The 26,991-nt window shown below is 56.4% G+C and carries 26 protein-coding genes; 16 read left to right on the top strand and 10 right to left on the bottom strand.

The window, feature by feature from the left end; all coding sequences use genetic code 11:
* Window positions 1–24: 24 nt before the first annotated feature.
* From rho to ACR0BU_RS11580, 6 genes are read left to right on the top strand one after another with little or no spacing between them, the layout of a single operon-like run.
* A complete protein-coding gene (rho, locus tag ACR0BU_RS11605) occupies window positions 25–1,296 on the top strand; it encodes a transcription termination factor Rho (RefSeq protein WP_298935873.1) in 1,272 nt (423 codons plus the stop codon).
* 30 nt (window positions 1,297–1,326) lie between these two features.
* Window positions 1,327–2,613, top strand: a complete 1,287-nt coding sequence (gene mnmE / locus ACR0BU_RS11600; protein ID WP_480737415.1) for a tRNA uridine-5-carboxymethylaminomethyl(34) synthesis GTPase MnmE — start codon at window positions 1,327–1,329, stop codon at window positions 2,611–2,613.
* Window positions 2,614–2,625: 12 nt separating this feature from the next.
* Complete coding sequence (gene mnmG / locus ACR0BU_RS11595; RefSeq protein WP_480737417.1) at window positions 2,626–4,488, top strand: tRNA uridine-5-carboxymethylaminomethyl(34) synthesis enzyme MnmG; 1,863 nt, start codon at window positions 2,626–2,628, stop codon at window positions 4,486–4,488.
* Window positions 4,485–5,105 (top strand): 16S rRNA (guanine(527)-N(7))-methyltransferase RsmG, encoded by a 621-nt coding sequence (gene rsmG / locus ACR0BU_RS11590; RefSeq protein ID WP_480737418.1) that lies wholly within the window; start codon window positions 4,485–4,487, stop codon window positions 5,103–5,105. Before mnmG ends, rsmG begins: the two co-directional genes overlap by 4 nt.
* A complete protein-coding gene (locus tag ACR0BU_RS11585) occupies window positions 5,098–5,901 on the top strand; it encodes a ParA family protein (protein ID WP_298935878.1) in 804 nt (267 codons plus the stop codon). Before rsmG ends, ACR0BU_RS11585 begins: the two co-directional genes overlap by 8 nt.
* A 20-nt stretch (window positions 5,902–5,921) precedes the next feature.
* A complete protein-coding gene (locus ACR0BU_RS11580) occupies window positions 5,922–6,818 on the top strand; it encodes a ParB/RepB/Spo0J family partition protein (RefSeq protein ID WP_480737420.1) in 897 nt (298 codons plus the stop codon).
* Here the strand turns inward: ACR0BU_RS11580 and ACR0BU_RS11575 are convergent.
* From ACR0BU_RS11575 to rph, 4 genes are read right to left on the bottom strand one after another with little or no spacing between them, the layout of a single operon-like run.
* Window positions 6,808–7,161, bottom strand: coding sequence for a YbaN family protein (locus ACR0BU_RS11575; RefSeq protein WP_299081172.1), 354 nt, complete (start codon window positions 7,159–7,161; stop codon window positions 6,808–6,810). The genes ACR0BU_RS11580 and ACR0BU_RS11575 overlap by 11 nt on opposite strands.
* 3 nt (window positions 7,162–7,164) lie before the next feature.
* Window positions 7,165–8,319, bottom strand: coding sequence for a radical SAM family heme chaperone HemW (hemW, locus tag ACR0BU_RS11570; protein ID WP_480737422.1), 1,155 nt, complete (start codon window positions 8,317–8,319; stop codon window positions 7,165–7,167).
* Complete coding sequence (rdgB, locus tag ACR0BU_RS11565) at window positions 8,309–8,923, bottom strand: RdgB/HAM1 family non-canonical purine NTP pyrophosphatase (RefSeq protein WP_298935882.1); 615 nt, start codon at window positions 8,921–8,923, stop codon at window positions 8,309–8,311. Before rdgB ends, hemW begins: the two co-directional genes overlap by 11 nt.
* Window positions 8,920–9,633, bottom strand: a complete 714-nt coding sequence (gene rph, locus ACR0BU_RS11560) for a ribonuclease PH (RefSeq protein WP_480737423.1) — start codon at window positions 9,631–9,633, stop codon at window positions 8,920–8,922. Before rph ends, rdgB begins: the two co-directional genes overlap by 4 nt.
* A 112-nt stretch (window positions 9,634–9,745) precedes the next feature.
* Here rph and hrcA point away from each other — a divergent pair, with 112 nt between their 5' ends.
* Window positions 9,746–10,810, top strand: a complete 1,065-nt coding sequence (gene hrcA / locus ACR0BU_RS11555; protein WP_298935884.1) for a heat-inducible transcriptional repressor HrcA — start codon at window positions 9,746–9,748, stop codon at window positions 10,808–10,810.
* Between the two features lie 10 nt (window positions 10,811–10,820).
* Window positions 10,821–11,384 (top strand): nucleotide exchange factor GrpE, encoded by a 564-nt coding sequence (locus ACR0BU_RS11550; protein ID WP_298935886.1) that lies wholly within the window; start codon window positions 10,821–10,823, stop codon window positions 11,382–11,384.
* A gap of 57 nt (window positions 11,385–11,441) precedes the next feature.
* On the opposite strand, the gene mutS is transcribed toward ACR0BU_RS11550, so the two are convergent.
* Window positions 11,442–14,057: a DNA mismatch repair protein MutS gene (gene mutS, locus ACR0BU_RS11545; protein WP_480737567.1), complete on the bottom strand. Its 2,616-nt coding sequence runs from the start codon at window positions 14,055–14,057 to the stop codon at window positions 11,442–11,444.
* A gap of 160 nt (window positions 14,058–14,217) precedes the next feature.
* Here mutS and ACR0BU_RS11540 point away from each other — a divergent pair, with 160 nt between their 5' ends.
* Window positions 14,218–16,473 carry an NADP-dependent malic enzyme gene (locus tag ACR0BU_RS11540; RefSeq protein ID WP_299081167.1) on the top strand — a complete coding sequence of 752 codons (2,256 nt, stop codon included), beginning with the start codon at window positions 14,218–14,220 and terminating at the stop codon, window positions 16,471–16,473.
* 3 nt (window positions 16,474–16,476) lie between these two features.
* Window positions 16,477–17,349 (top strand): ribokinase, encoded by an 873-nt coding sequence (locus ACR0BU_RS11535; RefSeq protein WP_299890609.1) that lies wholly within the window; start codon window positions 16,477–16,479, stop codon window positions 17,347–17,349.
* On the opposite strand, the gene msrA is transcribed toward ACR0BU_RS11535, so the two are convergent.
* The 3 genes from msrA to ACR0BU_RS11520 all read right to left on the bottom strand — a co-directional run bounded on the left by msrA (window position 17,346) and on the right by ACR0BU_RS11520 (window position 19,795).
* Entirely contained in the window at window positions 17,346–18,017 is a 672-nt protein-coding gene (gene msrA / locus ACR0BU_RS11530) for a peptide-methionine (S)-S-oxide reductase MsrA (RefSeq protein WP_480737425.1), read from the bottom strand. The genes ACR0BU_RS11535 and msrA overlap by 4 nt on opposite strands.
* A 115-nt stretch (window positions 18,018–18,132) precedes the next feature.
* Window positions 18,133–18,414 (bottom strand): SCP2 sterol-binding domain-containing protein, encoded by a 282-nt coding sequence (locus ACR0BU_RS11525; protein WP_480737427.1) that lies wholly within the window; start codon window positions 18,412–18,414, stop codon window positions 18,133–18,135.
* 154 nt (window positions 18,415–18,568) lie between these two features.
* Window positions 18,569–19,795, bottom strand: a complete 1,227-nt coding sequence (locus ACR0BU_RS11520) for an argininosuccinate synthase (RefSeq protein ID WP_480737429.1) — start codon at window positions 19,793–19,795, stop codon at window positions 18,569–18,571.
* A gap of 118 nt (window positions 19,796–19,913) precedes the next feature.
* Here ACR0BU_RS11520 and ACR0BU_RS11515 point away from each other — a divergent pair, with 118 nt between their 5' ends.
* On the top strand, window positions 19,914–20,510 hold the full coding sequence (locus tag ACR0BU_RS11515; protein ID WP_480737430.1) for a hypothetical protein: 597 nt from the start codon (window positions 19,914–19,916) through the stop codon (window positions 20,508–20,510).
* 133 nt (window positions 20,511–20,643) lie between these two features.
* Window positions 20,644–21,870, top strand: coding sequence for a threonine ammonia-lyase IlvA (gene ilvA, locus ACR0BU_RS11510; protein WP_299081153.1), 1,227 nt, complete (start codon window positions 20,644–20,646; stop codon window positions 21,868–21,870).
* Between the two features lie 2 nt (window positions 21,871–21,872).
* On the opposite strand, the gene ACR0BU_RS11505 is transcribed toward ilvA, so the two are convergent.
* The gene (locus ACR0BU_RS11505; protein WP_299890620.1) at window positions 21,873–22,202 is read right to left on the bottom strand and encodes an Hpt domain-containing protein; all 330 of its coding nucleotides are present in this window, start codon (window positions 22,200–22,202) and stop codon (window positions 21,873–21,875) included.
* A gap of 143 nt (window positions 22,203–22,345) precedes the next feature.
* On the opposite strand from ACR0BU_RS11505, the gene ACR0BU_RS11500 reads away from it, so the two are divergent.
* A complete protein-coding gene (locus ACR0BU_RS11500; protein ID WP_480737432.1) occupies window positions 22,346–23,641 on the top strand; it encodes a PP2C family protein-serine/threonine phosphatase in 1,296 nt (431 codons plus the stop codon).
* Here ACR0BU_RS11500 and ACR0BU_RS11495 read toward each other — a convergent pair.
* Complete coding sequence (locus tag ACR0BU_RS11495) at window positions 23,638–24,081, bottom strand: NUDIX hydrolase (RefSeq protein ID WP_298935898.1); 444 nt, start codon at window positions 24,079–24,081, stop codon at window positions 23,638–23,640. The genes ACR0BU_RS11500 and ACR0BU_RS11495 overlap by 4 nt on opposite strands.
* A gap of 76 nt (window positions 24,082–24,157) precedes the next feature.
* Here ACR0BU_RS11495 and hslO point away from each other — a divergent pair, with 76 nt between their 5' ends.
* Genes hslO through ACR0BU_RS11480 form a run of 3 tightly spaced genes read left to right on the top strand, consistent with a single transcriptional unit; the run spans window position 24,158 to window position 26,884 of the window.
* The gene (gene hslO / locus ACR0BU_RS11490; RefSeq protein ID WP_480737434.1) at window positions 24,158–25,144 is read left to right on the top strand and encodes an Hsp33 family molecular chaperone HslO; all 987 of its coding nucleotides are present in this window, start codon (window positions 24,158–24,160) and stop codon (window positions 25,142–25,144) included.
* The gene (locus ACR0BU_RS11485; RefSeq protein WP_480755746.1) at window positions 25,137–25,733 is read left to right on the top strand and encodes a CoA pyrophosphatase; all 597 of its coding nucleotides are present in this window, start codon (window positions 25,137–25,139) and stop codon (window positions 25,731–25,733) included. Before hslO ends, ACR0BU_RS11485 begins: the two co-directional genes overlap by 8 nt.
* Window positions 25,730–26,884: a CCA tRNA nucleotidyltransferase gene (locus ACR0BU_RS11480; protein ID WP_480737437.1), complete on the top strand. Its 1,155-nt coding sequence runs from the start codon at window positions 25,730–25,732 to the stop codon at window positions 26,882–26,884. The genes ACR0BU_RS11485 and ACR0BU_RS11480 overlap by 4 nt, the downstream gene beginning before the upstream one ends.
* The last annotated feature ends 107 nt before the right edge of the window (window positions 26,885–26,991 follow it).

The raw sequence follows: 26,991 nt of genomic DNA, 5'->3' as shown, positions 1-26,991 counted from the left end.
CCTGCGGCCGAGGTCCGTATCATAATGACTACTGAATCCCTAAATCTGGCTGATCTGAAAGCCAAAAGCCCCAAAGACCTTCTGGCCATGGCCGAAGAGCTGGAAATCGAAAACGCCTCGACCATGCGAAAAGGCGAAATGATGTTCCAGATCCTGCGCGAACGCGCAGATGAGGGCTGGGTCGTGGGCGGTGACGGTGTGCTTGAGGTTCTGCAGGATGGGTTCGGCTTTCTGCGGTCGCCCGAGGCGAACTATCTGCCCGGCCCGGATGATATCTATGTCTCTCCGGATATGATCCGCCTGCACTCGCTGCGCACCGGTGACACGGTCGAGGGTGATATCAAAGCCCCTGATGAGAGTGAGCGCTATTTCGCGCTAACCAAAGTTACCAAGATCAACTTTGAAGAGCCCGAGAAAGCCAAGCACAAGGTTGCTTTTGACAACCTGACACCGCTCTATCCGGATGAGCGTCTGAAGATGGAGATCGAAGATCCGACCATCAAGGACAAATCGGCCCGCGTGATTGACTTGGTCTCACCCATCGGGAAAGGCCAGCGGTCGCTGATCGTGGCACCTCCACGGACCGGTAAAACGGTCATCCTGCAAAATATCGCGCATTCGATCGAACAGAACCATCCGGAGTGCTACCTGATCGTTCTGCTGATCGACGAACGCCCGGAAGAGGTGACCGACATGCAGCGTTCGGTGAAGGGTGAGGTTGTTTCTTCTACCTTCGACGAACCGGCGACGCGCCACGTGGCTGTGTCTGAGATGGTGATCGAAAAAGCCAAGCGTTTGGTCGAACATAAACGAGATGTTGTTATTCTTCTCGATTCAATCACAAGACTTGGTAGGGCTTTTAACACAGTAGTCCCATCTTCGGGTAAAGTTCTAACCGGTGGTGTGGATGCAAATGCCCTGCAACGACCGAAGCGTTTCTTTGGTGCGGCACGGAATATCGAAGAGGGTGGCTCGCTGACCATCATCGCCACCGCGCTGATCGACACTGGTAGCCGGATGGACGAAGTGATCTTTGAAGAATTCAAAGGCACCGGTAACTCGGAAATCGTGCTGGATCGCAAGATCGCAGACAAGCGCGTGTTCCCTGCGATCGACATCCTCAAATCCGGTACGCGGAAAGAGGACCTGCTGGTCGATAAGGGCGATCTGGCCAAGACCTTTGTTCTGCGCCGCATCCTCAACCCGATGGGCACCACCGACGCGATTGAGTTCCTGTTGTCCAAGTTGAAACAGACCAAGACGAACGGTGAGTTCTTCGATTCGATGAATACCTGACACAGGTCTTAACCGACGCGAGGCCTTCGAATGGATACGATCTTCGCCTTGGCCAGCGCACAAGGCAAAGCCGGAGTGGCCGTCATTCGCTTGTCTGGCCCGCACGCGCATCACGCTGCAGCCACTCTTACTGGCGGAGAGTTGTTTGCCAGAGGTATGAAGCTGTGTACGCTTCGTGACTCGTCTGGGTCACGTTTAGATGATGGGCTGGTTCTGACCTTCCAGGCACCCGCAAGCTTTACCGGCGAAGATGTGGCCGAACTGCAGATCCACGGAAGTACGGCTTCAGTAAACGCTGTGCTGCGGTGTCTGTCCGAGGCGGATGGCCTGCGCTTGGCAGACCCCGGTGAGTTCACACGTCGGGCCTTGGAAAACGGAAAGATGGATCTGACGCAGGTCGAAGGACTTGCGGATCTGATTGACGCCGAAACTGAGGCGCAGCGGAAGCAGGCTCAGACCATTCTTGCCGGTAAGCTGGGCGGGCTGGCGGAACGATGGCGACGCGATTTGATACGTGCAGCCTCTCTGTTGGAAGCGGTCATCGACTTTGCTGATGAGGAGGTTCCAACAGATGTGACACCCGAAGTACATGATCTTGTATCGGGTGTCATGACCGATCTGAAACGCGAGGCGGCCGGTGTTAAGATAGCCGAACGGATCCGAACCGGGTTTGAAGTTGCCATTGTTGGTCTGCCGAATGCAGGAAAATCCACATTGTTGAATGCATTGGCCGGGCGTGAAGCGGCGATTACATCTGAATACGCGGGAACGACCCGGGATGTCATCGAAGTCCGAATGGATCTGGCGGGATTGCCGGTGACTTTGTTGGACACGGCAGGATTGCGGGACACCCAGGACTATGTAGAAAACCTGGGAATCGAGCTGGCCAGAAAGCGCGCCGAGGCGGCAGACCTTCGGGTGTTCTTGACGGAATCACCAAAGGAACTGGGTGTTCCAATGCAAGACGGTGACATCCAGGTTTTGCCCAAAGCAGACCTGCGAGCAGAGTCAGACGGTGGCATCTCTGGTAAGACGGGGCAGGGTATCGATACGCTGATATCCCAGATTTCGTATATAATCGGTCATAGATATACTAGCCATGGTATCGCCACACGCGAACGTCATCGTGTTGCGATTGTTAAAGCTGTGGATGCTCTTGGATCAGCAATGGCGGTTCTGGAATCAGGCCCAGACTTGTATGATATCGCAGCGGAAGAGCTGCGAACTGCGATCCGGGCCCTTGAATCTCTGGTCGGAAGAATAGATGTCGAAACCCTGTTAGATGAAATCTTCTCCAGCTTTTGTCTCGGTAAGTGAGGAGTGTTTCACGTGAAACATTCGAATTTCGATGTGGTTGTGATTGGTGCAGGTCATGCGGGCACCGAAGCTGCGCATGCGGCCGCGAGAATGGGTGCGGCCACAGCTCTGGTAACGCTGTCGGCGGCAGATATCGGTGTTATGTCCTGTAACCCGGCAATTGGAGGACTGGGAAAAGGGCACCTGGTGCGAGAGATTGATGCACTGGATGGTGTCATGGGCCGAGTTGCGGATCGTGCGGGTATCCAGTTTCGCTTATTGAACCGTAGGAAGGGACCTGCCGTTCAAGGACCGCGCACGCAAGCGGACCGGTCGTTGTACAAGGCAGCGATGCAACAGGAAACTCAGGGCCAAGAACATCTTTCGGTGATCACTGGCGAAGTCGTTGATTTTCTGATGGATGGTGATCGCGTTGCAGGAGTGAAGCTAGGCGACGACTCAGAGATCCCGGCACGTGCTGTCATCCTGACATCCGGCACCTTTCTGCGCGGCGTTATCCATATCGGCGACATTTCTCGCCCGGGTGGCCGTATGGGGGACCGCCCCTCTGTCAAGCTGGCCGAGCGTCTGGACAGCTATAAACTTCCCATGGGGCGGCTCAAAACTGGTACTCCACCGCGTCTGGATGGCCGAACAATTGACTGGTCCGATCTGGCTCGTCAGGACGGTGACGACGAACCGATACTGTTCTCGTTCCTTTCCACATCGGTTATTGCGCCGCAAATCGCTTGCGGAATCACACACACGAACGAACGCACACACGAAATCATCGAAAAGAACCTGGCCAAATCTGCGATGTATGGCGGCCATATCGATGGCGTAGGGCCAAGATATTGTCCTTCGATCGAAGACAAGATCGTTCGGTTTGCCGACAAGGACTCTCATCAGGTCTTCCTCGAACCCGAAGGTGTCAACGATCATACGATTTACCCAAACGGTATTTCGACCTCTCTGCCACAGGATGTTCAGCTAGATTACGTGCGCTCGATCAAAGGGCTTGAAAAAGCTGATATTCTGCAACCGGGATATGCGATTGAGTACGATTACGTAGATCCGCGCGTGCTGACCGCGTCCTTGTCGCTGCCAGAAATCCCGGGACTATATCTTGCGGGTCAAATCAACGGTACAACAGGATATGAGGAGGCGGCGGCCCAAGGTATGGTAGCTGGCCTGAATGCGGCGCTGGAAGTTCATGCCCGTGAGCCTGCTCACTTCACTCGGGCGGACAGCTATATTGGCGTTATGATCGATGATCTGACGACACGTGGTGTTGCTGAACCTTACCGCATGTTCACCTCTCGGGCCGAGTTCCGCCTTTCGTTGCGCGCGGACAATGCCGATCAACGCCTGACACCACTCGGCCTGAATCTGGGGTGCGTAGGCGCGACCCGACGATCTCATTTTGAGAAGAAAATGCACCAACTTGATGCAGTAAAATCAAGACTGACCGACCGAACTTTTACGCCAAAAGAGGTGCGGTCCGCGGGCATAAACATCAATCAGGATGGGAATCGTCGCGACGGTATGGCGATCCTTGCATTCCCGGATGTTTCTTTTGATGGTTTGTTGCCTTTGATTCCTGATCTTCACGATGTTGAACCGGGAATCCGCCAGCAAGTCGAGCGTGATGCACTGTATGCGAATTACATTGCCCGACAACAAAGGGATGTCGACGCAATGAAGCGCGATGAAGCTTATGTAATCCCGCGGGTATTTGACTATTTCGCGCTGGATGGATTGTCATCCGAGATGAAGCAGAAGCTTTCTCAGGCCAAGCCAGAGAACATCGCGCAGGCCAGTCGGGTGGAGGGGGTTACGCCGGCTGCCCTAACACTGGTTCTTGCCAAACTTCGCAAAGAAGCCAGGCGCGCATGACACCCGAGTATTCTCTTTTTAAGGATTTGAATGTTTCACGTGAAACATTTTCCCGGCTCACAACATACGTCGATTTGGTAAGGCGATGGAATCCCAAGATCAATCTGGTCTCTCGAAACAGCCTGTCGGAAATCTGGGAGCGTCACATCCGTGATTCCGTTCAAGTTTACAGATGTGCTGATGAGTTTCGAAGCTGGGTGGATCTTGGCAGTGGTGGCGGTTTCCCGGGTATGGTTTGCGCCATAATGGCAGCTGATGAATCGCCGCGAGCCCGTTTTTCGCTTGTAGAAAGCGATCAAAGAAAGTCCGCGTTTCTACGCAGTGTCGCGCGGGAATGCGGCCTTGATTGCAAAGTCATCTCCAAGCGAATCGAGGCTGTTGATGGGCTGGGCGCAGATATAGTATCAGCCCGAGCTTTGGCAGATCTGCGCACGTTATTGTCGTTTTGTGACAGGCATTTAAGTAAAAATGGGACAGCTTTGTTGCCGAAAGGCGCAAACTGGAAAAAAGAGCTAGGCGAAGCGCGCGAGGAATGGAATTTCGACGCGGAGCCGATTACAAGTTTAACTGAACCCCAGGCCGTTATCCTTAAGATCAAAGGAGTATCACGTGGTTGATCTGTCTCGTCCTTCAGGGCCTCGTATTATTGCGGTAGCCAATCAGAAGGGCGGGGTTGGAAAAACGACGACGGCGATCAATCTGGCAGCGGGTTTGGCTGAAGCTGGCTGCAGGGTTTTGGTGGTTGATCTTGATCCACAGGGAAACGCATCAACCGGCTTGGGTGTAGAGGATCGGGATTGGACCACTTATGATCTGATCCTTGATGACGCGCCGCTTGAGGCGGTTGTACAGGAAACGGAAATCGGCGGCTTATATGTTGTTCCGGCGACTGTGGATCTGAGCTCGGCTGATATTGAGCTCATTTCGAATGAAAAACGCAGCTATCTTTTGCATGATGCATTGCGCCAAACCGCAATCGATCCATTTGAGCTAGATTTTGTCCTGATTGATTGCCCGCCATCGCTGAACCTGTTGACCGTGAACGCAATGGTCGCGGCCCATTCCATACTGGTTCCGCTGCAAAGTGAATTCTTTGCTTTGGAAGGGCTTTCGCAACTCATGCTCACGATTCGAGAGGTGCGGCAGACCGCGAATCCGGACCTGAGAATCGAAGGTGTTGTGTTGACCATGTATGACAACCGCAACAACTTGTCCCGTCAGGTCGAAAAGGATGCACGTGACAATCTGGGAGAGATGGTCTTTAAGACCAAGATACCCAGAAATGTGCGGGTCAGCGAAGCGCCGTCTTATGCGCTGCCAGTTTTGCAATATGACTCGGGCTCGCTTGGAGCGATGGCTTATCGGCATCTGGCACGCGAGGTCATGCACAAGAACAATAAAGCCGCCGCCTGAGCGGTAGTGAGGAGGGCGACGTGAGCGCCAAAAAGACAAAACCAAGGGGCTTGGGGCGCGGGTTGTCTGCCCTAATGGCCGATGTCACGCAGGATTCCGAGGGGCGCTTGCCGACGACGTCGCGGCGCCCTGACCTGAATGTTCCGATTGAAAAGCTGCGCGCCAACCCAAACCAGCCACGCCGGACCTTTATGCCCGAGCAGCTAGATGAACTGGCTGCATCGGTGAAGGAAAAAGGCATCATTCAGCCTTTGATCGTCCGTTCAGTGGGTGGTGGCGCGTACGAGATCGTAGCGGGCGAACGGCGCTGGCGCGCTGCGCAAATGGCACAACTGCATGAAATCCCTGTAATTGTTCGTGAATTTGACGACACCGAGGTTCTGGAAGTCGCGATTATCGAAAACATTCAGCGGGCAGATCTGAACGCGGTGGAAGAAGCGGCAGGCTACAAACAGCTTATGGACCGCTTTGGCCACACTCAAGAAAAGCTTGCCGAAGCGCTGGGAAAAAGCCGAAGCCATATCGCCAACCTTCTGCGCCTGCTTTCGCTGCCAATGGATGTGCAGTCGTTTGTAATACAAGGAAAACTATCTGCCGGGCATGCAAGGGCTTTGATCACCGCAGAGAATCCGTCAGAGCTGGCCAAGATCATCGTTCGCGATGGTTTGTCGGTGCGTGCGACGGAAAGCCTGGTTAAAAAACAGCAACAAGGCGAAGTAGAGCGCCCAACACCTCGGTCCAGAAACCTAGATTCGGGGAAAGATGCGGATACGCGCGCCTTGGAAAAGGATTTGTCAGCCATCCTTGCGATGAAAGTGACAATCAATCACAAGCCGGGTACGGAAACGGGGCAGGTGGTGCTGACCTATGAAAACCTGGACCAGCTTGACGATCTTTGCGCCAAGCTCAGCCGTTAGGGCGGGTCCAGATAAAGACCATAACGCCAGACAAGACGATGGCCTGAATGATCAGTACATGATTTGGCGCCGACATCACGACGGATAATCCAAACACGGCGGCAACGGACACAGTTGCCGCTTTTTTTGCACCGGGTCGAATTGCGCCCGAGTTTTGCCAATCCTGGATCATTGGGCCAAATACCCGGTGGCTGAGCAGCCAATTGTGCAGCCTGGACGAAGAGCGGGCGAAAAAGAACGCGGCCAGTAAAAGAAAAGGGACCGTTGGCAACAGTGGTAGCACGATTCCGATCACGGCCAGTGCGACACATAGCAATCCCAGCGCAGCCCAAAGATAATGCATGCGCTACCCTAATAGCTCTCGGATGACAGCGTTCAGAACAGCGCGCCCGTCCTTGGTTGCAATAAGCCTGCCGTCTTGAAGCGTGATCATGCCTATTTCAGAAAGCTCATCAATTTTTGAAGCAGATAAAGAATTTCCTGACAGCTGCTCGAATCTATCTATATGTAGACCTTCGGATAACCTCATACACATCATAAGGTATTCACTGGCCTGGTCCTGAGAGGAAAGTACGCTGCGTTCCTTTTCACCCGACCCTGAAGCAGCGGCAGTCAGCCACCCATTCGGAGACAGGTAGGTCTCGGTTGCAAATTTGCGATCATCTAACGTGACCCGGCCGTGTGCACCCGGCCCAATGCCGACGTAATCGCCGTAGCGCCAATAGATCAGATTGTGCTGCGACTCGGCCCCGGGGCGCGCATGATTGGAGACTTCGTAAGCCGGTAACCCATGGGCTTCGCAAATATCTTGTGTGGCTAGATACATATCAGCTGCACTGTCGTCTTCTGGCAGGCCGCGCAGTTTGCCAACGGCGTAGCGGTCTCCAAAGGCTGTCCCGTTCTCAATCGTCAGTTGATATAGCGACAAGTGATCCACCGCCATGGACAGAGCCTCGGTCAACTCAGAGCACCAGGCATCCAGTGTTTGGTGCTGTCGTGCGTAGATCAGGTCAAAGCTGACGCGATCAAAGCAGTTGCGGGCAATGTCAAAGGCCGATCGTGCTTCGGCCACTGTATGAATGCGCCCCAACTGACGCAGATCATCGTCGTTCAACGCCTGAACGCCCATCGAAATCCGATTGACACCGGCGTCGCGATAGGCGGCAAACCGACCGGCTTCGACGGACCCGGGGTTGGCCTCGAGAGTGATTTCCATGTTATTGGAGGGGCGCCAGAGTGCGCGGGCTTCATCAATTACCGCAGCCACGGTTTCCGGTGCCATCAACGACGGCGTACCTCCGCCAAAGAAGATGGTGTTCAATACCCGGTCCGGCGTTTCCACTGCAGATCGCTTTAGCTCACTCAGATACGATGTAAGCCATTGTTTTTGATCAATATTACGTGACACATGGCTGTTGAAGTCGCAATAGGGGCACTTGGCCTCGCAAAAGGGCCAGTGCACGTACAGGCCAAAGCCCCCGTTGCGCCAATCATCTGCCAAAACAGCCTTTCACGAACATCTCCATTGCGCGACCGCGATGGCTGATCTTGTTCTTTTCCCAGCGATCCATCTCGGCAAAGGTAATGTCGTGACCGTCGGGGACAAACATTGGGTCATAGCCAAACCCATCTTTACCGCGAATAGGCCAGACGAGGTGGCCGGGGGCGATGCCCTCGAACACTTCGTCATGGCCGTCGGGCCATGCTAAAACCAATGTGCTACGGAACTGTGCGGTACGCGGATGCGCTGCGTTCCTGGCTTCAAGTTCGTTGTGGGCACGGGTCATCGCCATCAGGAAATCCCGGCCATTGCCGGTTTCGGCCCAGTCAGCGGTGTAAACGCCCGGCGCGCCGTTCAGCGCATCGATGGTGATCCCGGAATCGTCCGACAGGGCAGGCAGGCCGGTGGCCTTCGCAGCGGCATGTGCCTTGATCCGGGCATTGCCGACGAAAGTATCCTCGGTTTCCTCCGGCTCGGGCAAGTTCATATCACCAGCGCCAACAACACTTACGCCAAAAGGCTCAAGCAGATGCGCCATTTCCTCAAGCTTGCCGTTGTTATGCGTGGCCACCAACAGCCTGTCACCGTCGAACTTGCGGGTCATGCGGCGGCGGCCTTTTGCGCGGCAACCAATTCGCCGACGCCTTTTTCGGCCAGATCCATCAGTTGATTCATCTGATCACGGCTAAAGACCGAGCCTTCGGCGCTCATCTGCACTTCGATCAGCTTTTTTGAGCCGGTCATGATGAAGTTACCATCAACACCCGCTTCACTGTCTTCGGGATAGTCCAAGTCGAGCACTGGCTGACCGGCATAGATACCGCAGGACACGGCAGCCACCGGATCGATGAGCGGGTCCGAAATCACATCACCTGTTTTCATCAATTTGTTCACCGCCAGACGCAGCGCGACCCAGCCGCCGGTGATCGAGGCACAACGGGTGCCGCCGTCGGCCTGGATCACATCGCAATCCACGGTGATCTGACGCTCACCCAGCGCAACCCGGTCCACGCCCGCGCGCAAGGATCGGCCGATCAGTCGTTGGATTTCCACAGTGCGACCACCTTGCTTGCCACTGGCTGCTTCGCGCCGCATTCGCGTGTTGGTTGCGCGGGGCAGCATGCCGTATTCGGCAGTGACCCAACCTAGCCCTGACCCCTTGATGAACGGTGGTACGCGATCCTCGATTGTGGCGGTGCACAGCACATGAGTGTCACCCATTTTGATCAGGCAGGAACCTTCGGCATGTTTGGTGAAACCGGTCTCAATTGAAACCGCGCGCATTTCGTTTAGATCACGTCCTGAGGGTCGCATTGGAAATCCTTTGTTTGCTGGGTTGGGGATAACGCCCCGTAGCGTTACGATGCAACCCCGATTGACCTTTCGTATGCCTGCTATTTAATGACAATCCAGCAAGGGATTGCCGATGAGCGAAGCGAGCAAAATTCTGGACGAGATGAATGACCGGTCCCGCGAGGTGTTCCGACTGATCGTCGAAAGCTATCTGGACAGCGGCGAACCGGTCGGCAGCCGCACCTTGACGCGCACCCTGTCGGAAAAGGTCAGCGCCGCGACCGTGCGCAATGTCATGCAAGATCTGGAGTTTCTGGGGCTGCTCGACAGCCCTCATATCAGCGCCGGCCGAATACCGACCCAGCAGGGACTGCGGATGTTCGTGGATGGGTTGCTGGAAGTCGGAGATCTGGGCGCGGATGATCGTCAAAAGCTGGACGACACGCTTGGCGGCAATGCCGGTGATGTTGGCGGAATGCTGGATCGGGTAGGATCGGCCCTGTCACACGTGACCCATGGGGCGTCCCTTGTTCTCACGCCCAAGCAAGAATCCGAGATTAAGCACATCGAATTTGTTGCACTTGCTCATGATCGCGCTTTGGTGGTTTTGGTTTTTGCTGACGGGCACGTGGAAAACCGCCTCTTCACGCCGCCGCCCGGCCAAACGCCTAGTTCCATGCGCGAGGCGGCGAATTTCCTGAATGCGCTGATCGAGGGCCGGACCCTCAGCGAAGTACGTCGTCAGATGCAAACCCAGATAACAGCCCGCCGCCAAGAGATCGATGTCCTGGCCCGCGAAATGGTTGATAGCGGAATGGCGGCCTGGGACGGAGATGGATCAGATTCCGCTCGCCTGATCGTCCGGGGGCGGGCGAATCTGCTGGGTGATCCGGGTGAAGCAGAGGAGTTGGACCGTATTCGCACGTTGTTTGACGACCTAGAACGCAAGCGTGACATTGCCGAATTCCTTGAATTGACCGAAGAAGGTGAAGGTGTGCGCATTTTTATTGGGTCTGAGAACAAACTTTTCTCACTTTCGGGTTCCTCTTTGGTGGTGTCTCCATATATGAACGCTGATCGTAAGATAATCGGTGCGGTCGGGGTCATCGGGCCCACACGTCTGAATTACGGACGGATCGTGCCGATCGTGGATTATACGGCGCAACTGGTTGGCAAGCTGATATCCGACCGGAGCTAGAGGTTAAGAAATGGCAGAGCCCAAGAACGAAGATTTTCTGGACGACATCGCAACCGCCGAGGCGGAAGAGCTGGCGGATGAATTTGCAGAAATCAGCGATGACGCGCTGGAGCTTGATGAGCTGCGCGCCGAGCGTGATGAATACAAAGACAGATTCATGCGCGCGCTGGCGGACGCGGAAAACGCCCGAAAGCGGGGCGACAAGGCGCGTCGCGATGCTGAGCAATATGGCGGATCGAAACTGGCGCGCGACATGTTGCCGGTTTACGACAACATGAAACGCGCCCTGGAAGCCGCGACCGACGAGCAGAAAGAAGTCGCTGGCGCCCTGCTGGAAGGCGTTGAGCTGACCATGCGCGCCCTTAAGGACGTGTTCCAAAAACATGGGATCGAAGTGATCACACCCCAGGTCGGCGATCGGTTTGATCCAAATATGCACGAAGCGATGTTCGAAGCGCCTTTGCCCGGCACCCGTGCCGGAGATATCATTCAAGTGTCGGCCGAAGGCTTCATGTTGTACGACCGCCTGCTGCGCCCGGCGCAGGTTGGCGTGTCATCCATGCCTGCAAGCTGATTGGCTTCTTGAAGCCAAGCCTTCGGCGAGAGTATTTTTGAAAAGATGAAGGGGCGGTCAGGGTTTGGCCGCCTCTTTCAATTTGTAGATCAGGTCGAGCGCTTCGCGTGGGGACAGCTCATCCGGTAAAATGTCATCCAGCATATCCGTGACGGGTGACGATTTGGGTGTCGGGGGCGGTGGCGGCGCTGCGGCCGAAAACAAGGGCAGGTCATCGATCAATGCCTTTTGCTTGCCGCCCTCTCGTTCGGTTTTTTCCAACTGATCGAGAACAATGCGGGCGCGGTCGACCACGGAAGCAGGAAGGCCAGCCAATTGGGCCACCTGAACCCCATAGGACCGATCAGCGGCCCCTTTGTGGACTTCATGTAAGAAGATGACCTCGCCTTCCCATTCCTTGACGGCAACGGTGGCATTTTCGACGCCTTCCAGCTTTCCGGCTAGCGCTGTCAGTTCGTGGTAGTGGGTGGCAAACAGGGCTCGACATTGGTTTGCCGCGTGTAGATGTTCCAGCGTCGCCCAGGCGATTGACAGACCATCGTAAGTGGCCGTTCCGCGACCGATTTCATCCAATATGACCAAAGCGTGCTTATCAGCCTGATTTAGGATCGCGGCTGTCTCGACCATTTCAACCATGAAGGTTGAGCGCCCTCGTGCTAGGTCATCCGATGCGCCGACGCGGCTGAATAACTGGCTGACAACACCGATATGTGCCTGCTCTGCAGGAACGTAGCTGCCCATTTGGGCGAGCAGTGCGATCAGTGCATTTTGGCGCAGGAAGGTTGATTTACCGGCCATGTTCGGCCCGGTTAGCAGCCAGACGGCAGATCCTGCGTCCGCACTTAGATCACAGTCGTTGGCGACGAAGGCATCACCGCTTTGCTGGTGCAGCGCGTGTTCGACGACCGGATGGCGCCCACCCTGTACGTCAAATGCACGCGAAGCGTCGACATACGGACGGCACCAGTTTTCACCCCGCGCCAGATCGGCCAGTCCGGTGGTCAGATCCAGCTCAGCTAACCCGCGGGCGGCTTGGTTCAGATGTGCTGCTCTGGCTAAAATCTCGCCAGAAAGCCTTTGGTAGAGCCGTTTCTCGATTTCTAACGCCAGATTTCCCGCATTCAGGATACGCGTTTCAATCTCGGACAGTTCTACCGTTGTGAACCGCACTTGGTTGGCGGTGGTTTGACGGTGGATATAGGTTTCGCTGAACGGCGGGCTCAGCATCTTCTGCGCATGGGTGGCCGTGGTTTCGATGAAATAGCCGAGCACGTTGTTGTGCTTGATTTTCAGCGAAGTGATGCCGGTGTCCGCTGCGTATTTCTGTTGGAAGCCAGCGATGACCGAACGGCCCTGGTCGCGCAATGTGCGGGCCTCGTCCAGTTCGGCGTCAAGGCCGGGGGCAATGAAACCGCCATCGCGAGTCAGCGAAGGGGGTTCGGCCACGAGCGCTTCGTCCAGCAAAGCCAGAAGATCATCGAATCCAACCAGGTTTTGCACGGCGGTCGCGAGCAAGACCGGCAGATCGTGATCAGAGCAAAGCGCCGCAATGGCAGAAGCCTGCGTCATGCCATTGCGAATGGCGGCCAGATCACGCGGGCCGCCGCGGTCCAGCGAAAGGCGGGACAGGGCGCGGTCTAAGTCAGGGGTTTTGCGCAGGGCTTCGCGCAGGTCCGAGGAAATCAGGCTGTCTTCGGCGGCAAATGCAACCGCGTCCAGTCGCCCGTTGATGATATCCAGACTGCGCGATGGGCTGGATAAGCGCTGCTCCAGCAAGCGTGCGCCGCCCGGTGTGACAGTACGATCCACCACTGACAGCAGCGACCCAGCGCGACCGCCAGATAGCGACCGGGTCAGTTCCAGATTGCGCCGTGTGGCGGCATCGATCTGGACAACGCGGTCCTCGGATTCTTTCAATGGCGTTTGCAGCAGGGGCAGTTTGCCCTTCTGCGTAATCTCGAGATAGTCGATCAGCGCGCCCATTGCGGATACTTCGGCGCGACTGAAATTCCCGAATGCGTCCAGAGCGCCCACGTGAAACAGCCCGCAAATGCGTTTTTCTGCCGCCGTGCTGTCGAAGCTGGCGCGTCCCACTGGGGTCAGCGAAATGCCGAGATCGCGAACTGGTTCCGGCAACGTTTGCTCGGAGCCATCGGGCACAATCAACTCGGATGGCGCCAACCGTGCCAACTCAGGGCTTAGCCGAACCGAGGTCAATGACATCACGTGAAACGCTCCGGTTGAGATATCGGCCCAGGCCAGCGCGGTGTCCTCCCGAACTTTGGAATACGCGGCCAGAAAGTTATGCCGCCGCGCCTCTAGCAGAGCGTCTTCGGTCAGTGTGCCAGGGGTGACCAAACGCACAACATCCCGCTTTACGACCGATTTAGAGCCTCTTTTCTTTGCTTCAGCCGGGCTCTCCATCTGCTCACAAACAGCCACACGGAACCCTTTGCGGATCAGCGTCAGCAAATAGCCTTCGGCCGCATGAACCGGCACGCCGCACATCGGAATGTCGTTACCATTGTGCTTACCGCGCTTGGTCAGGGCGATGTCCAGTGCCTCCGCGGCGTTGACCGCGTCTTCAAAAAACATCTCGTAGAAGTCGCCCATACGGTAGAACAGCAGGGCGTCTGCATGGGCTTCTTTGATCGCGAGATATTGCGCCATCATCGGCGTGACTGTGGACAAGGCTGATCCCTTCAGGCGTTTTCCGGTCGCGACCTTACAAACCCCCTATCCGCTGTGAAAGGTGAAAACGTATTGTCGTTGAGGCGCGCACCGGCCTGCGCTATGACGCATCAGCCCCGAAGTCATGGAAACGACCTGTCAAATGCCCAAAGCGAAGATAACCAAAGAAGAGGCTCTGGCCTTTCACCTGGACCCAACCCCCGGCAAGTGGGAGGTGCAGGCCACCGTCCCGATGACCACGCAACGGGATCTGTCGCTGGCCTACAGCCCTGGTGTCGCAGTTCCATGTGAAGCAATCGCGGAAAACCCCGAAACGGCGTATGACTACACCAACAAAGGCAATCTGGTCGCCGTGATCTCAAACGGGACGGCGGTTCTGGGCCTTGGCAATCTAGGGGCGCTGGGCTCGAAACCGGTGATGGAAGGGAAATCGGTTCTGTTCAAGCGGTTCGCTGATGTGAACTCGATCGATATCGAGCTCGACACCGAAGACCCGGATGAGTTTTGCCGCGCCGTGCGGCTGATGGGACCCACGTTCGGCGGTATCAACCTCGAAGACATCAAGGCGCCTGAGTGCTTCATTATCGAACAGCGCCTGAAGGAAGAGATGGATATTCCCGTCTTCCACGATGATCAGCACGGTACGGCGGTGATCTGTGCGGCCGGATTGCTGAATGCGCTGCAGATCTCGGGCAAGAAGATTGAAGATGTGAAAATCGTTCTCAACGGCGCAGGCGCTGCTGGGATTGCGTGTATCGAACTTCTCAAGGCGATGGGTGCGCGGCATGAAAACTGCATCGTTTGTGACACCAAGGGCGTGATCTATCAGGGCCGAACCGAGGGAATGAACCAGTGGAAATCGGCCCACGCTATCTCCACTGAATTGCGCACCCTGGAAGAGGCAATGAAAGACGCGGATGTGTTCCTAGGCGTGTCGGTCAAGGGCGCGGTGACGCAGGATATGGTTGTTTCGATGGCCGACAACCCGGTCATTTTTGCGATGGCCAACCCTGATCCGGAAATTACGCCAGAGGAGGCGCACGAGGTCCGCGTTGATGCGATCGTCGCCACGGGCCGCAGTGATTACCCCAACCAGGTGAACAACGTGCTGGGCTTTCCGTACCTGTTCCGGGGTGCGTTGGATATTCATGCCCGGGCCATCAATGATGAAATGAAAATCGCCTGTGCCCATGCGCTTGCGCGGCTTGCGCGCGAGGATGTGCCGGATGAGGTGGCTATGGCCTATGGCAAATCGCTGACTTTTGGTCGCGACTATATCATTCCGACGCCGTTTGATCCGCGCTTGATCCACCGGATACCACCCGCTGTGGCTAAGGCTGGTATGGACACCGGGGCCGCGCGGCGTCCGATCATCGATATGGATGCCTATGAGCTGAGCCTCAAATCCCGCATGGACCCAACCGCCAGCATCCTGCGCGGCCTGAACGCCCGCGCCCGCGCGGCACAAAGCCGGATGGTCTTTGCCGAGGGCGATGATCCCCGCGTGCTGCGTGCAGCGGTGATGTACCAGCGCTCGGGCTTCGGGAAAGCTTTGGTTGTGGGCCGTGCCGATGACGTCAAAGAAAAGCTTCAGGCAGCCGGGCTGGGCGATGCCGTGCGCGAACTTGAAGTTGTGAATGCGGCAAACACCACGCATCTCGAGACGTATAAGGAATTTCTATATAAACGGTTGCAGCGTAAGGGCTTTGACCACAAAGATATCCATCGCCTGGCAGCCCGTGACCGGCACGTGTTTTCGTCCCTGATGTTGGCCCATGGGCATGCAGACGGGCTGGTGACCGGTGCCACCCGCAAATCGGCACATGTTCTGGATCGAATCAATCATGTGTTTGACGCAGACGCGGTCCATGGCGCCGCAGGTGTCACGGCGCTGCTGCACAAGGGTCGGATCGTTTTGATCGGCGACACGCTGGTGCACGAATGGCCGGATGAAAACGACCTGGCCAATATCGCCGAACGCGCCGCCGCCGTTGCGCGCCATATGGGGATCGAGCCGCGCGTCGCCTTTGTCAGCTTCTCGACTTTTGGCTACCCGGTCTCCGAACGGGCCGAGAAGATGCACGTCGCACCGACGGTCTTGGATGCCCGGGGTGTTGATTTTGAATATGAGGGTGAGATGACGGTGGATGTGGCGCTGAATGTCGATCAGCAAGAAGCCTATCCCTTCTCGCGCCTGACCGGTCCTGCAAACATCCTGATCGTGCCTGCGCGGCATTCGGCATCGATTTCAACGAAACTGATGCAGGAGATGGGCGGGGCCACGGTCATCGGGCCGATCCTGTCGGGGATCGACAAGCAGATCCAGATTTGCTCGACCGGTTCGACGGCAAATGACATTCTGAACATGGCCATCCTGGCCTCCTGCGATATTGAGTAAGCGATGACGATCTGGAACCTCGGCTCGATCAATGCGGATATGGTTTATGCCTTGCCGCACTTACCTGCGCCCGGAGAAACCCTTGCGGCCAGTGGGCTGGACCGGTTTTTGGGAGGCAAAGGCGCCAACATGTCGGTCGCCGCTGCACGGGCAGGGTCCCGGGTCAGCCATATCGGAGCCGTGGGTACGGATGGGCGCTGGGCAAAGGATCGCCTGACAGAATATGGCGTCGACACACGGTACATTGCCGAGGTTGAGGTTCCCACAGGCCACGCAATCATTGCCGTAGACGCACATGGTGAAAACCTGATCATCCTTTTCCCGGGCGCCAATCACGCGCTGGACACAGCGCAGTTGGGGCAGGCGCTGGCCTCAGCCAATACCGGCGATCTGTTGGTTTTGCAGAACGAAACCAATGCGCAGGTCGAAGCGGCGCGATTGGGGCGCGAGATGGGTTTGACAGTCTGTTACGCCGCAGCGCCGTTTCAGGCGCAGTCGGTTCAGGCCGTTCTGCCTTATCTGGATTTTCTAATCCTGAATGAGGTTGAGGCTGAGCAGCTGCATCAGGACACTGGCCTGGACGCAAAGGATCTGCCCGTTCGGCATGTGATTGTGACCCTGGGCTCCAAGGGCGCACGGTATCTGCAACAGGGATGCGATCCGCTCGAATTTGCCGCACATAAAGTGCAAGCCGTGGATACGACTGGCGCGGGCGACACCTTCACGGGATACGTTCTGGCTGGCATGGACCGGGGTATGCCAATGGAACATGCAATTGCACAGGCGAACCGTGCTGCGGCCCTGATGGTCACGCGGCACGGCACCGCTGATGTCATTCCGGATTTACGAGAGGTGCGCGACGCGCAGTTCGACTAGGACCCGGCGAAAGGCGCAGCGCTTCCCCAAAGCTGTTTGACCCGTGCATCCCGTCCGCAAGCCTGGCGATAGGCTTTATAGGCTTTTTTCTGACGTTTTGGACCAAACCGGGTAAACACCAGTTTTTCACCTTTGTAGTAATCCTGATGGTAAGCCTCGGCCGGGTAAAAGGTCGATTGCTGCAGGATCGGGGTCACGACGGTCTGGTTCAAAGCCGCTTGCGCATTGGCTTTTGCTGCCTCTGCCTGGGCTTTTTCGCCTGTGTTAGAGACGAAAACAGCGGTGCGGTAGCTGTCGCCTCGGTCGCAGAATTGGCCGCCTGCATCGGTGGGATCGACCGACCGGAAGAACATGTTCAGCAGCGTTTCACGTGACACACGGGCCGGATCGAACGAGATCTGGACGGCTTCATAGTGGCCCGTGCCCCCTTTGGTCACTTCGTCGTAGGTTGGGCTGGCGGTTGTGCCGCCCGTATAACCGGATACCGCCCCGATCACGCCGGGGACGGATTCGAAATCGGATTCAACACACCAAAAGCACCCGCCCGCCACGGTCAGCGTTTCTGTTCCCGCAGCTGGCGCTGGTTGGGCACGCAACAGGGCAACAAAGACAATCAGTGCAAACAACAGGGTGGGTTTGATGCAGTCGTGATACACAGTCCGTGTCATGGCAAGTCTCCTTCCTGGATCAGCGTGGCCCGACTCCGATCAACTTGCAATTGGCTGACATGGTTTGTCACGCGCTGGTGAGACGAGTTTATCGCCAGCGCAGCGGTGATGGATTTTAACCCAGCAACTGTCCCAGTTTCATCGCAACACCCATGTTGCCCGAAACCTTAAGTTTGCCCAGCGCCACGCCGGTCATCGGGTTCAGCTTGCCTGTCAACAGCTTGGTGAGGTTGTCTTTGGAGAGGCGAATGGTGCAGTCTGCATCCCGATCCTGTGTCGAGGCCTGATTATCCGCCAAAACGATCACGCCGTCCTCACCACAATCGAATTTCAACGACCCGTCAAAGGTCTTGCCATCCAGCCCCTTTTGAATGCCGTTGGCGATGTCCTCAAGCATGATCTTTGTCCTTTCACTGTTGACGCATGCGTAAAGACAAAATCTCGGCTGCGGCAAGAGTGACCCAACGGGAACTTGAATGTCACCTAACTGAAAAAGAAAACCCCGGCAGCGTATCCGCGTGCCGAGGCAGTGTTTTGGTCTAAAGCGTTGACTACTTGGCCAGACGCTTGTCCCGTGCCGCCAGCAGCTTCAGGCGCAGTGCGTTCAGCTGGATGAACCCGGCGGCGTCTTTCTGATCATAGGCGCCGGCGTCTTCCTCAAAGGTCACATGAGCCTCGGAATACAGCGAATGATCAGACCAGCGACCCACGGTCGAGGCCAGACCTTTGTACAGTTTCACGCGCACGGTGCCGGTGACGTGCTCCTGAGACTTGTCGATGGCGGCTTGCAACATCTCACGCTCGGGCGAGTACCAGAAACCGTTATAGATAATTTCGGCATATTGCGGCATCAGCTGGTCTTTCAGATGCATCGCGCCACGATCCATTGTGATCGACTCGATGCCGCGATGTGCCTCCAGCAAGACTGTGCCGCCGGGCGTCTCGTAGATGCCGCGTGACTTCATGCCCACAAACCGGCCTTCGACCAGATCCAGACGGCCAATGCCGTGCTTGCCACCGTATTCGTTCAGCTTGGTCAGGATAGTCGCGGGGCTCATTGCTTCGCCGTTGATGCTGACCGCGTCACCTTTTTCAAAGCCGATCTCGATGAATTCCGGTTCGTTCGGCGCATCCTCGGGGTGCACGGTGCGCTGATAGACGTAATCGGGCGCCATATCGGCGGGGTCTTCCAGAACCTTACCCTCGGACGAGGTGTGCAGCAGGTTGGCATCGACCGAGAACGGCGCTTCGCCACGTTTGTCTTTTGCAATTGGGATCTGGTTGGCTTCGGCGAACTCCAGCAGGCGGGTACGGCTGGTCAGGTCCCATTCGCGCCACGGCGCAATCACTTTGATATCGGGGTTCAGCGCATAGGCGGCGAGTTCGAACCGCACCTGATCGTTGCCCTTGCCGGTGGCGCCATGGGCCACGGCGTCCGCGCCGGTGGCTTCGGCAATCTCGACCAGACGCTTTGAGATCAGAGGGCGGGCGATCGATGTGCCCAGCAGGTACAGACCCTCATACTGCGCATTGGCGCGGAACATGGGGAAGACGAAATCGCGAACGAATTCCTCGCGGATATCCTCGATATAGATGTTCTCGGGCTTGATCCCCAGCAGTTCAGCCTTTTGGCGGGCAGGGTCAAGCTCTTCGCCCTGACCCAGATCGGCGGTGAAGGTCACGACCTCACACCCATACTCGGTCTGCAGCCATTTCAGAATGATCGAGGTATCAAGGCCACCGGAATAGGCCAGAATAACTTTCTTGGGCGCGGACATCTGACTTCCCCTTATTCGTAAGACGATTGGCCCCTAACTGGTTTTGTTTCCGGGGGCAAGTTGTGTGGATTGACGCAGGGCTGGAATTGAGGTGAAACGGTCGGATTGAGAACAAGGATTGGTTGAAGAGGTGGATTTCGTGAACTTAAGGCAAGTTCTACAGATCAAAGTCGGGCCAGCATTTATTTTGACGACATGTGTCGCAGGATTGCTTTCAATTGGCGGCGAGGCAGTGGCGCAAGAGGTTCTGGATTGTGGCCGTACTATTTTCCATGTTCAGGATGACGGGCAAAAAAAGCGACTAACTGTTCCCGGGTTTATGTCATTTGGACTAACAACGGAATCGAAATGTGAGCTGCAAAAGGAATGTCAGTTCTCAATTCAAATTGGCGGCTCGGAAAAATCTTGGAGACAAGTATTCGAAACCGAAATTGACGGGCTTTGTTCGTCGACTCGAACAGGATCAAAGACACACGCCAACAGTCACTTCAAAGAACGTGGCGACTATCGTTTTGGCTTTAAAGAAGTTTCGGTCACGACAACGAAGATTCCCATGGCATCGGGCATGATCAACTTAACCGAGATACGCTATTATAATCTGCCTGACGATTACATGTGGAGTCTGTTTCACGGAGGCGATGTGAATGGAGTCACAATCAAACAAGACATAGTTCGTCGAACTATTTCGATCACTGATGAGAAGCCAAAGGACTAGACCAGACCTAGGCCCCAACCAAGCTACTTCAGGTCAAACATGAAGAACATTTTACGAGGTCGTAACCGAGTTTGAGCGATTGATACTTTTCGATTTGTTGCTCTTTTGCTCAGGATGAGTCACAGAAACTGACATGACCGATTTCATGACCCGCGCCCGTGCCGCTGAACAGGCGATGCGTTCTGTTTTTCCTGCAACTCCAATGCAGCGGAATGCCCATCTGTCCGAGCGCTACGGGGCCGATATCTGGCTGAAGCGTGAAGATCTGAGCCCGGTTCGATCTTACAAGATTCGCGGTGCCTTCAACGCGATGCGCAAGCAGACAGGGCAGGATCTGTTCGTTTGCGCCAGTGCGGGTAACCACGCCCAGGGCGTCGCGTTCATGTGCAAGCACATGAACGTCCGGGGTGTGATCTTCATGCCCGTTACGACACCACAGCAGAAAATCCAAAAAACCCGCATCTTTGGCGGCGACAATATCGAGATCCATCTGACTGGCGACTATTTCGATGATACGCTCGCCGCCGCTCAGACATGGTGCGCCGAACAGGGTGGGCACTTTCTGTCTCCGTTCGATGATGCAGATGTGATTGAAGGGCAGGCCTCGTTGGCTGTCGAAATTGAGGCGCAACTGGGCGCGGCTCCTGATCATATCGTGTTGCCGGTCGGAGGAGGGGGTATGTCCGCGGGCGTGGCGACATGGTTTGGTGATCGCAGTCATTGCCTGTTCGTGGAACCTGCAGGTGGTGCGTGTTTGCGCGCGGCCTTGGCTGCCGGGCATCCCGTAGCACTGGATCATGTCGACACTTTTGTTGATGGTGCCGCGGTTGGCCGGATCGGCGAAAAGCCCTTTGAGTTGTTGCGTGATCGCCATTTGTCGGATGTGTTGACCCTGTCCGAGGACCGTATCTGTACCACCATGATCGAAATGCTGAACGTCGAAGGCGTTGTACTGGAACCCGCAGGCGCGCTGGCGATTGAGGCGGTGGGCGATGTTCAAAGCTTTGTGCGCGGCAAAACCGTGGTTTGCGTTACCTCGGGCGGCAATTTTGATTTTGAGCGGCTGCCGGAAGTGAAAGAACGAGCTCAGCGCTATTCGGGTGTTAAGAAATACTTCATCCTGCGCCTGCCACAGCGCCCGGGCGCCTTGAAAGAGTTTCTGGGCATTCTGGGCCCCGAGGATGACATCGCCCGGTTCGAATACATGAAGAAGTCAGCGCGCAATTTCGGGTCGGTCCTGATTGGGATCGAAACCCGCAAGCCCGAAAACTTCATGCGCCTGTTTGCTCATCTAGATGATGCGGGCTTTACCTATACTGACATCACCGAGGATGAGACACTGGCGCAGTTCGTGATCTGAGATCAGGTCAGGTTTGCGGCAAGATTAGCCTGGAACACTGACTTTGACGCATCATACGCGGCCAGAATTGCGGACAAATCGACGTCCATGCTTTTGCCTGCGGCAGCGCTGCGTTCTCCATCCTGACACAGTTTCGAGAACTGATCGAACCCAAGGCTCAGCGCGCTGCCTTTAAGGAAATGCAGGTTTTGCTCAAGCTCGCGCCGCTCAGTATCCGTGTGCAGGCGTGTGATCACTTCCTGAACTTCGTCCAGAAATATCTCGACGACCTCACCGAACTCATCCGCGCCAACCTCGTCCCGCAATTGTTTGACTCTGGGCCAGTGGATCATGGCCATTCTCCTGAATCGGATTGCGCATATCCGTTCGTACTGTGCGCCCGGTAAATAGCTGGTTAAGCGTAGTGAATTTCTTTAGCTGCGGGCTTTCACCGGATGTTAAACTCCACAGGACTAGGCTCGTCATGTTCGCGAAAATGACACAGCGTAGGGGTAGTTGGGTGCAAGGGGTGAGGCTCGAGCAGGCCAATTCAGATTTGGACTTCGGCGCAATCCGAAAGGTGCTGGTCGTCGATGACAGTCGCCTTCAGCGTCGTATTTTGGTCGCATCCCTCAAGAAATGGGGATTTGAGGTGATCGAAGCGGACAGCGGCGACGTTGCGCTTTCCATGTGTTCCGATGATCCGCCCGATCTGGTCCTGAGTGACTGGGTGATGCCGGGGATGAGCGGGCTGGAATTCTGCCGGTCGTTTCGCGCGTTGGATACAAAGCAATACAGCTATTTCATCCTCCTGACATCAAAAAGCGAAAAGCAAGAGGTCGCACGCGGCCTGGACGCTGGTGCAGATGACTTTCTGATCAAACCGCTTGAGGCGGACGAGCTGCGCGCGCGCATTGCGGCAGGCGCCCGCATTCTGGATATGCAGCGCGAGCTTTCTGAAAAGAACCGGATCATCGAATCCGCGCTTGACGACCTCAAGCTGGCCCATGATGCGATTGACAAAGATCTGATGCAGGCCCGAAAGATCCAGGAATCACTGGTGACCGAGTTGACAAGACAGTTCGGGAAATCGCAGGTCAGTTTGTTGCTGAAGCCTTGCGGCCATATTGGCGGTGATTTGGTGGGCATGTTCTCTCCGGGTGAAAACCGGTTGGGGTTCTACAGCATCGATGTGTCTGGTCACGGCATCACATCAGCGATGATGACGGCGCGCTTGGGCGGGTACCTGTCGAGCAGTCATTTTGATCAGAATGTGGCGATGGAACGGCGGTTCAGCAAATTCTACGCACTTTTGCCGCCCGAAGATGTCGCTGACACACTCAACTCGCGACTAATGGCTGATGAGGGGATCGAAGAGTATTTCACGATGGTCTATGCCATCGTCGATTTGCGCAACGGGCATTTGAAAATGGTCCAAGCCGGGCACCCGCATCCTTTGGTGATGCGTCAGGATGGCAACGCTGAGTTTTTGGGCGATGGCGGGTTGCCCGTCGGGCTGTTGCCGGATGTCTCTTTTCAGCAGGTACAAACACAGCTGCGTCCCGGCGACAAGCTCTTGCTATACTCGGATGGATTCACGGAATGCCACCTTGAGGGCGGCGGGATGTTGGACGAAGACGGGCTGCGCGAAATGGCATTGGAATGCGCAGCGGGCCCGGGTGGGCCTGAGTTTCTCGATGATATGTTCTGGCGATTAACGCAGGTGATGTCCCCTGATGATGGCATGGGCGATGATGTGTCAGCCGTGTTGTTTGAATATAACGGGCCCTAAAGCCCTGTAAGGTGAAGACCGGCGAAATGCCGGTCACCGTCATTGCCCAACAGCTCGACCGCGTCGGCGCTATGCATCCAAAGCGCCTCGTGAAAGGCCTCGGTCGGTGGGCCCATGCTGCGAACCGGGCGCGCGCGATAGATCAGGCAGATCTTCTCGGCCCACAGGTCGTATTCCGGCATATAGGTAAAGCGGCGAAATGCGCCGACACGGCGGGGTGCTGCAACCGACCACCCGGTTTCCTCAAAAACTTCGCGATGTAGGGCCGCAACAGGCGATTCGCCCGGATCAATACCTCCGCCGGGCAGTTGTAGATCGGGGCCTGGTTCGGTCTGGCACGTCAGCAAAAGATGACGTCCGCGCGGCAGCAAAGCGTAAACTCCGACCCTTCGTTTGTATGTCCGCCCCGGCTCTGGGGTTTCACCGAACCGCCTGATCATGTATGGCCCCTTAAAACCAAATCTGTTCGACCTATATGGTTGCGGTATGCCAACCCGTGGCGTGTAAGGAAACCCCATGTCTCTTGGAACGAAAATCGCGTGGGACGATACCGTCCTGCCCTTTCAACTTGATGTACCGGATATGCGTGGCCGCGTGGCCCGGCTGGATGGTGTGCTCGACGGCATTCTGAAGCAGCATGATTATCCGGAAAAAGTCGAAGCGTTGGTGGCCGAGATGGCCCTGCTGACAGCATTGATCGGCCAGACCGTATCATTGCGCTGGAAGCTGTCGTTGCAGGTGCAGTCCAAGGGCGCCGTGCGCATGATCGCAACCGATTACTACGCGCCGCAGGCCGAGGGCGAGCCCGCCCGCATTCGCGCCTATGCCAGTTTCGACCCCGACCGCTTGACGAACGGCGCGCCGTTCGATCAAGTCGGCGAAGGGTATTTCGCCATCATGATTGATCAAGGCGAAGGCACGCAGCCGTATCAGGGGATCACACCTTTGGCCGGTGGGTCGCTGAGCGCCTGTGCCGAAGCGTATTTTGCGCAATCCGAACAATTGCCGACACGATTCTCACTGAGTTTCGGCAAATCCACCGAGCCCGATGTCGGAGAGCATTGGCGCGCCGGCGGGATCATGCTGCAGCACATGCCAAAGGCCTCGCCTTTTGTGGCGTCAAATGAGGGTGAGGGCGAAATCCTGTCTGCCAAAGATCTGGTTGATGGCGAAGAAGGCGAAAACTGGGGCCGGGTCAACATCTTGCTGGACACGGTGGAGGATTTGGAGCTGATCGGGCCGTCGATTGCGCCGACCGATCTGCTTGTGCGCTTGTTTCACGAAGAACAGCCGCGGGTCTACGACGCCCAATCGGTGCAGTTTGGCTGTACCTGTTCAGAAGATCGGGTGCGCCAAAGCCTGTCGATTTACTCGGCCAAGGACATCGAAAAGATGACCACGCCCGAAGGCGAAGTCACCGCCGATTGCCAGTTCTGCGGGTCACATTACGTGCTGGATCCTGCGACTGTTGGGTTTGATGCCGAAGACGCCGAAGGTGCATGACCCGTCTGAACAGATCCGGGCGGCCCTGCGCCGCCCCGGTCACGGCTCCAGCGATTTCGACCTGAACCCGGAAACCGTTCTTCCGCCCGGACGCAAGCTGCGTCCGGCAGGTGTGCTGGTACCAATTTCCGTCGTCGATGACGTGCCACGACTGATCCTGACCAAACGGTCTTCGGCCCTGAAACATCATCCCGGTCAGATCGCCTTTCCCGGCGGCAAGCAGGATGAGGGCGATGTTGATGTCACCGCAGCAGCATTGCGTGAAGCACAGGAAGAAATTGGCCTGCCGAGCGATCTGCCCGAGGTGCTGGGGTTCCTGCCGACGCATGAGACAGTGACGTCGTTTTCCGTAACACCAGTGGTGGCCATTCTGCGCCACTCATTCCAGGCGATACCTGAATCCGGAGAGGTGGACGAAGTGTTTTCGGTTCCACTCAAGCACATCCTGGACCCGTCCAATTATGTGGTAGAGTCGCGCAGGTGGCGTGGCCAGCGGCGAAAGTACTTCACAGTGCCATTCGGCCCCTATTACATCTGGGGCGCAACGGCCCGCATATTGCGGGGATTGGCGGCGCGGGTGAGTGAATGAAGCAGATTGAAGAGCCCTGGGTCTCGGAGCAGTCGACTCAAAAGGTATGTGCCGCCCTGACTGCGGCGGGCAGCCAGGCCTTGTTTGTCGGTGGCTGCGTGCGCAATGCGCTGCTGGGTGTGCCGGTCCGAGACATCGATATTGCCACAGATGCGCTGCCGGATCAGGTGGTTGCGTTGGCAAAAGACGCAGGGCTTAAGGCGATTCCAACCGGAATTGAACACGGCACGGTCACGATTGTCAGCCACGGTATCCCGCATGAAATCACCACTTTCCGCCGCGATGTGGAAACCGATGGCCGCCGAGCCGTCGTAGCCTTTTCTGACAAGGTCGAAGAAGATGCGGCGCGTCGCGATTTCACCATGAACGCGATCTATGCGCAGCCCGATGGGGCAATTCTGGACCCGTTAAACGGCTTACCGGATCTCGAAAAACGCCATGTGCGGTTCATCGGCACCGCTGCGCATCGTATTCGCGAAGACTATCTGCGGTCGCTGCGTTACTTCCGCTTTCACGCCTGGTATGGCGATCCGGATGCCGGGTTTGATCCTGATGCGATGGCCGCAATTTCCAAAAACCTGGACGGGTTGGCGTTGCTGTCACGCGAACGCGTTGGGGCAGAGCTGTTGAAACTTTTGGCCGCACCTGATCCTGCGCCATCTGTTGCCGCAATGCGCAGCACCGGGGTTTTGACGCAACTGCTTCCGGGTGCGGATGATCGGGCCTTGGGCCCATTGATCCATCTTGAACAGGCGTCCTCGACCGAACCCGATCCTGTGCGCCGGCTGGCCGCGATGGTGACGTCTGAGGACGCGACAACGCTTCGACTTAGCCGGTCGCAATTGCAACGCCTTGCCCGCATGCGGGATGAGGCGCAGGCGACAACAAGCGTTGCTGAACTGGGATACCGCTACGGCGACGAGGGCGGGTTGCACGAAACCTTGCTGCGCTGCGCGTTCTTCGAGCAACCGTGGACCGAAGACCTGAGGCAGGCCTTGCATTCAGGCGCGTCAGCCCGTTTTCCGATCAAGGCCAAAGACTTGATTCCTGAGTTTTCCGGGCCGGCGCTGGGCAAGAAACTGGCCGAGCTGGAAGGGCGTTGGATTGCATCGGGCTTTACCCTGACCCGCAAAGATTTGCTGGGCGGTTAGCACGAAGTCTCAAAAGGGGATGACAAATCAAATCGAGTATGGTTACTTGCGCCTGTCACTTGATTTGGAGGGAGGCATGCGAATGTATTACGGGATCTGGTTCGGCT

The organism is Ruegeria sp. CK2 (genome assembly GCF_056536585.1).
The sequence above is the reverse complement of the archived record's forward strand: the minus strand, read 5'-3'. Positions and strand labels throughout refer to the sequence as shown.

What these genes read in the sequence shown, in the direction of transcription:
- rho (WP_298935873.1), top strand. Translation starts at nt 25, where the DNA reads ATGACTACTGAATCCCTAAATCTGGCTGATCTGAAAGCCAAAAGCCCC.
- mnmE (WP_480737415.1), top strand. Translation starts at nt 1,327, where the DNA reads ATGGATACGATCTTCGCCTTGGCCAGCGCACAAGGCAAAGCCGGAGTG.
- rsmG (WP_480737418.1), top strand. Translation starts at nt 4,485, where the DNA reads ATGACACCCGAGTATTCTCTTTTTAAGGATTTGAATGTTTCACGTGAA.
- ACR0BU_RS11575 (WP_299081172.1), bottom strand. Translation starts at nt 7,161, where the DNA reads ATGCATTATCTTTGGGCTGCGCTGGGATTGCTATGTGTCGCACTGGCC.
- rdgB (WP_298935882.1), bottom strand. Translation starts at nt 8,923, where the DNA reads ATGACCCGCAAGTTCGACGGTGACAGGCTGTTGGTGGCCACGCATAAC.
- rph (WP_480737423.1), bottom strand. Translation starts at nt 9,633, where the DNA reads ATGCGACCCTCAGGACGTGATCTAAACGAAATGCGCGCGGTTTCAATT.
- hrcA (WP_298935884.1), top strand. Translation starts at nt 9,746, where the DNA reads ATGAGCGAAGCGAGCAAAATTCTGGACGAGATGAATGACCGGTCCCGC.
- ACR0BU_RS11550 (WP_298935886.1), top strand. Translation starts at nt 10,821, where the DNA reads ATGGCAGAGCCCAAGAACGAAGATTTTCTGGACGACATCGCAACCGCC.
- mutS (WP_480737567.1), bottom strand. Translation starts at nt 14,057, where the DNA reads ATGATGGCGCAATATCTCGCGATCAAAGAAGCCCATGCAGACGCCCTG.
- ACR0BU_RS11540 (WP_299081167.1), top strand. Translation starts at nt 14,218, where the DNA reads ATGCCCAAAGCGAAGATAACCAAAGAAGAGGCTCTGGCCTTTCACCTG.
- ACR0BU_RS11535 (WP_299890609.1), top strand. Translation starts at nt 16,477, where the DNA reads ATGACGATCTGGAACCTCGGCTCGATCAATGCGGATATGGTTTATGCC.
- msrA (WP_480737425.1), bottom strand. Translation starts at nt 18,017, where the DNA reads ATGACACGGACTGTGTATCACGACTGCATCAAACCCACCCTGTTGTTT.
- ACR0BU_RS11525 (WP_480737427.1), bottom strand. Translation starts at nt 18,414, where the DNA reads ATGCTTGAGGACATCGCCAACGGCATTCAAAAGGGGCTGGATGGCAAG.
- ACR0BU_RS11520 (WP_480737429.1), bottom strand. Translation starts at nt 19,795, where the DNA reads ATGTCCGCGCCCAAGAAAGTTATTCTGGCCTATTCCGGTGGCCTTGAT.
- ilvA (WP_299081153.1), top strand. Translation starts at nt 20,644, where the DNA reads ATGACCGATTTCATGACCCGCGCCCGTGCCGCTGAACAGGCGATGCGT.
- ACR0BU_RS11505 (WP_299890620.1), bottom strand. Translation starts at nt 22,202, where the DNA reads ATGATCCACTGGCCCAGAGTCAAACAATTGCGGGACGAGGTTGGCGCG.
- ACR0BU_RS11500 (WP_480737432.1), top strand. Translation starts at nt 22,346, where the DNA reads ATGACACAGCGTAGGGGTAGTTGGGTGCAAGGGGTGAGGCTCGAGCAG.
- ACR0BU_RS11495 (WP_298935898.1), bottom strand. Translation starts at nt 24,081, where the DNA reads ATGATCAGGCGGTTCGGTGAAACCCCAGAGCCGGGGCGGACATACAAA.
- hslO (WP_480737434.1), top strand. Translation starts at nt 24,158, where the DNA reads ATGTCTCTTGGAACGAAAATCGCGTGGGACGATACCGTCCTGCCCTTT.
- ACR0BU_RS11480 (WP_480737437.1), top strand. Translation starts at nt 25,730, where the DNA reads ATGAAGCAGATTGAAGAGCCCTGGGTCTCGGAGCAGTCGACTCAAAAG.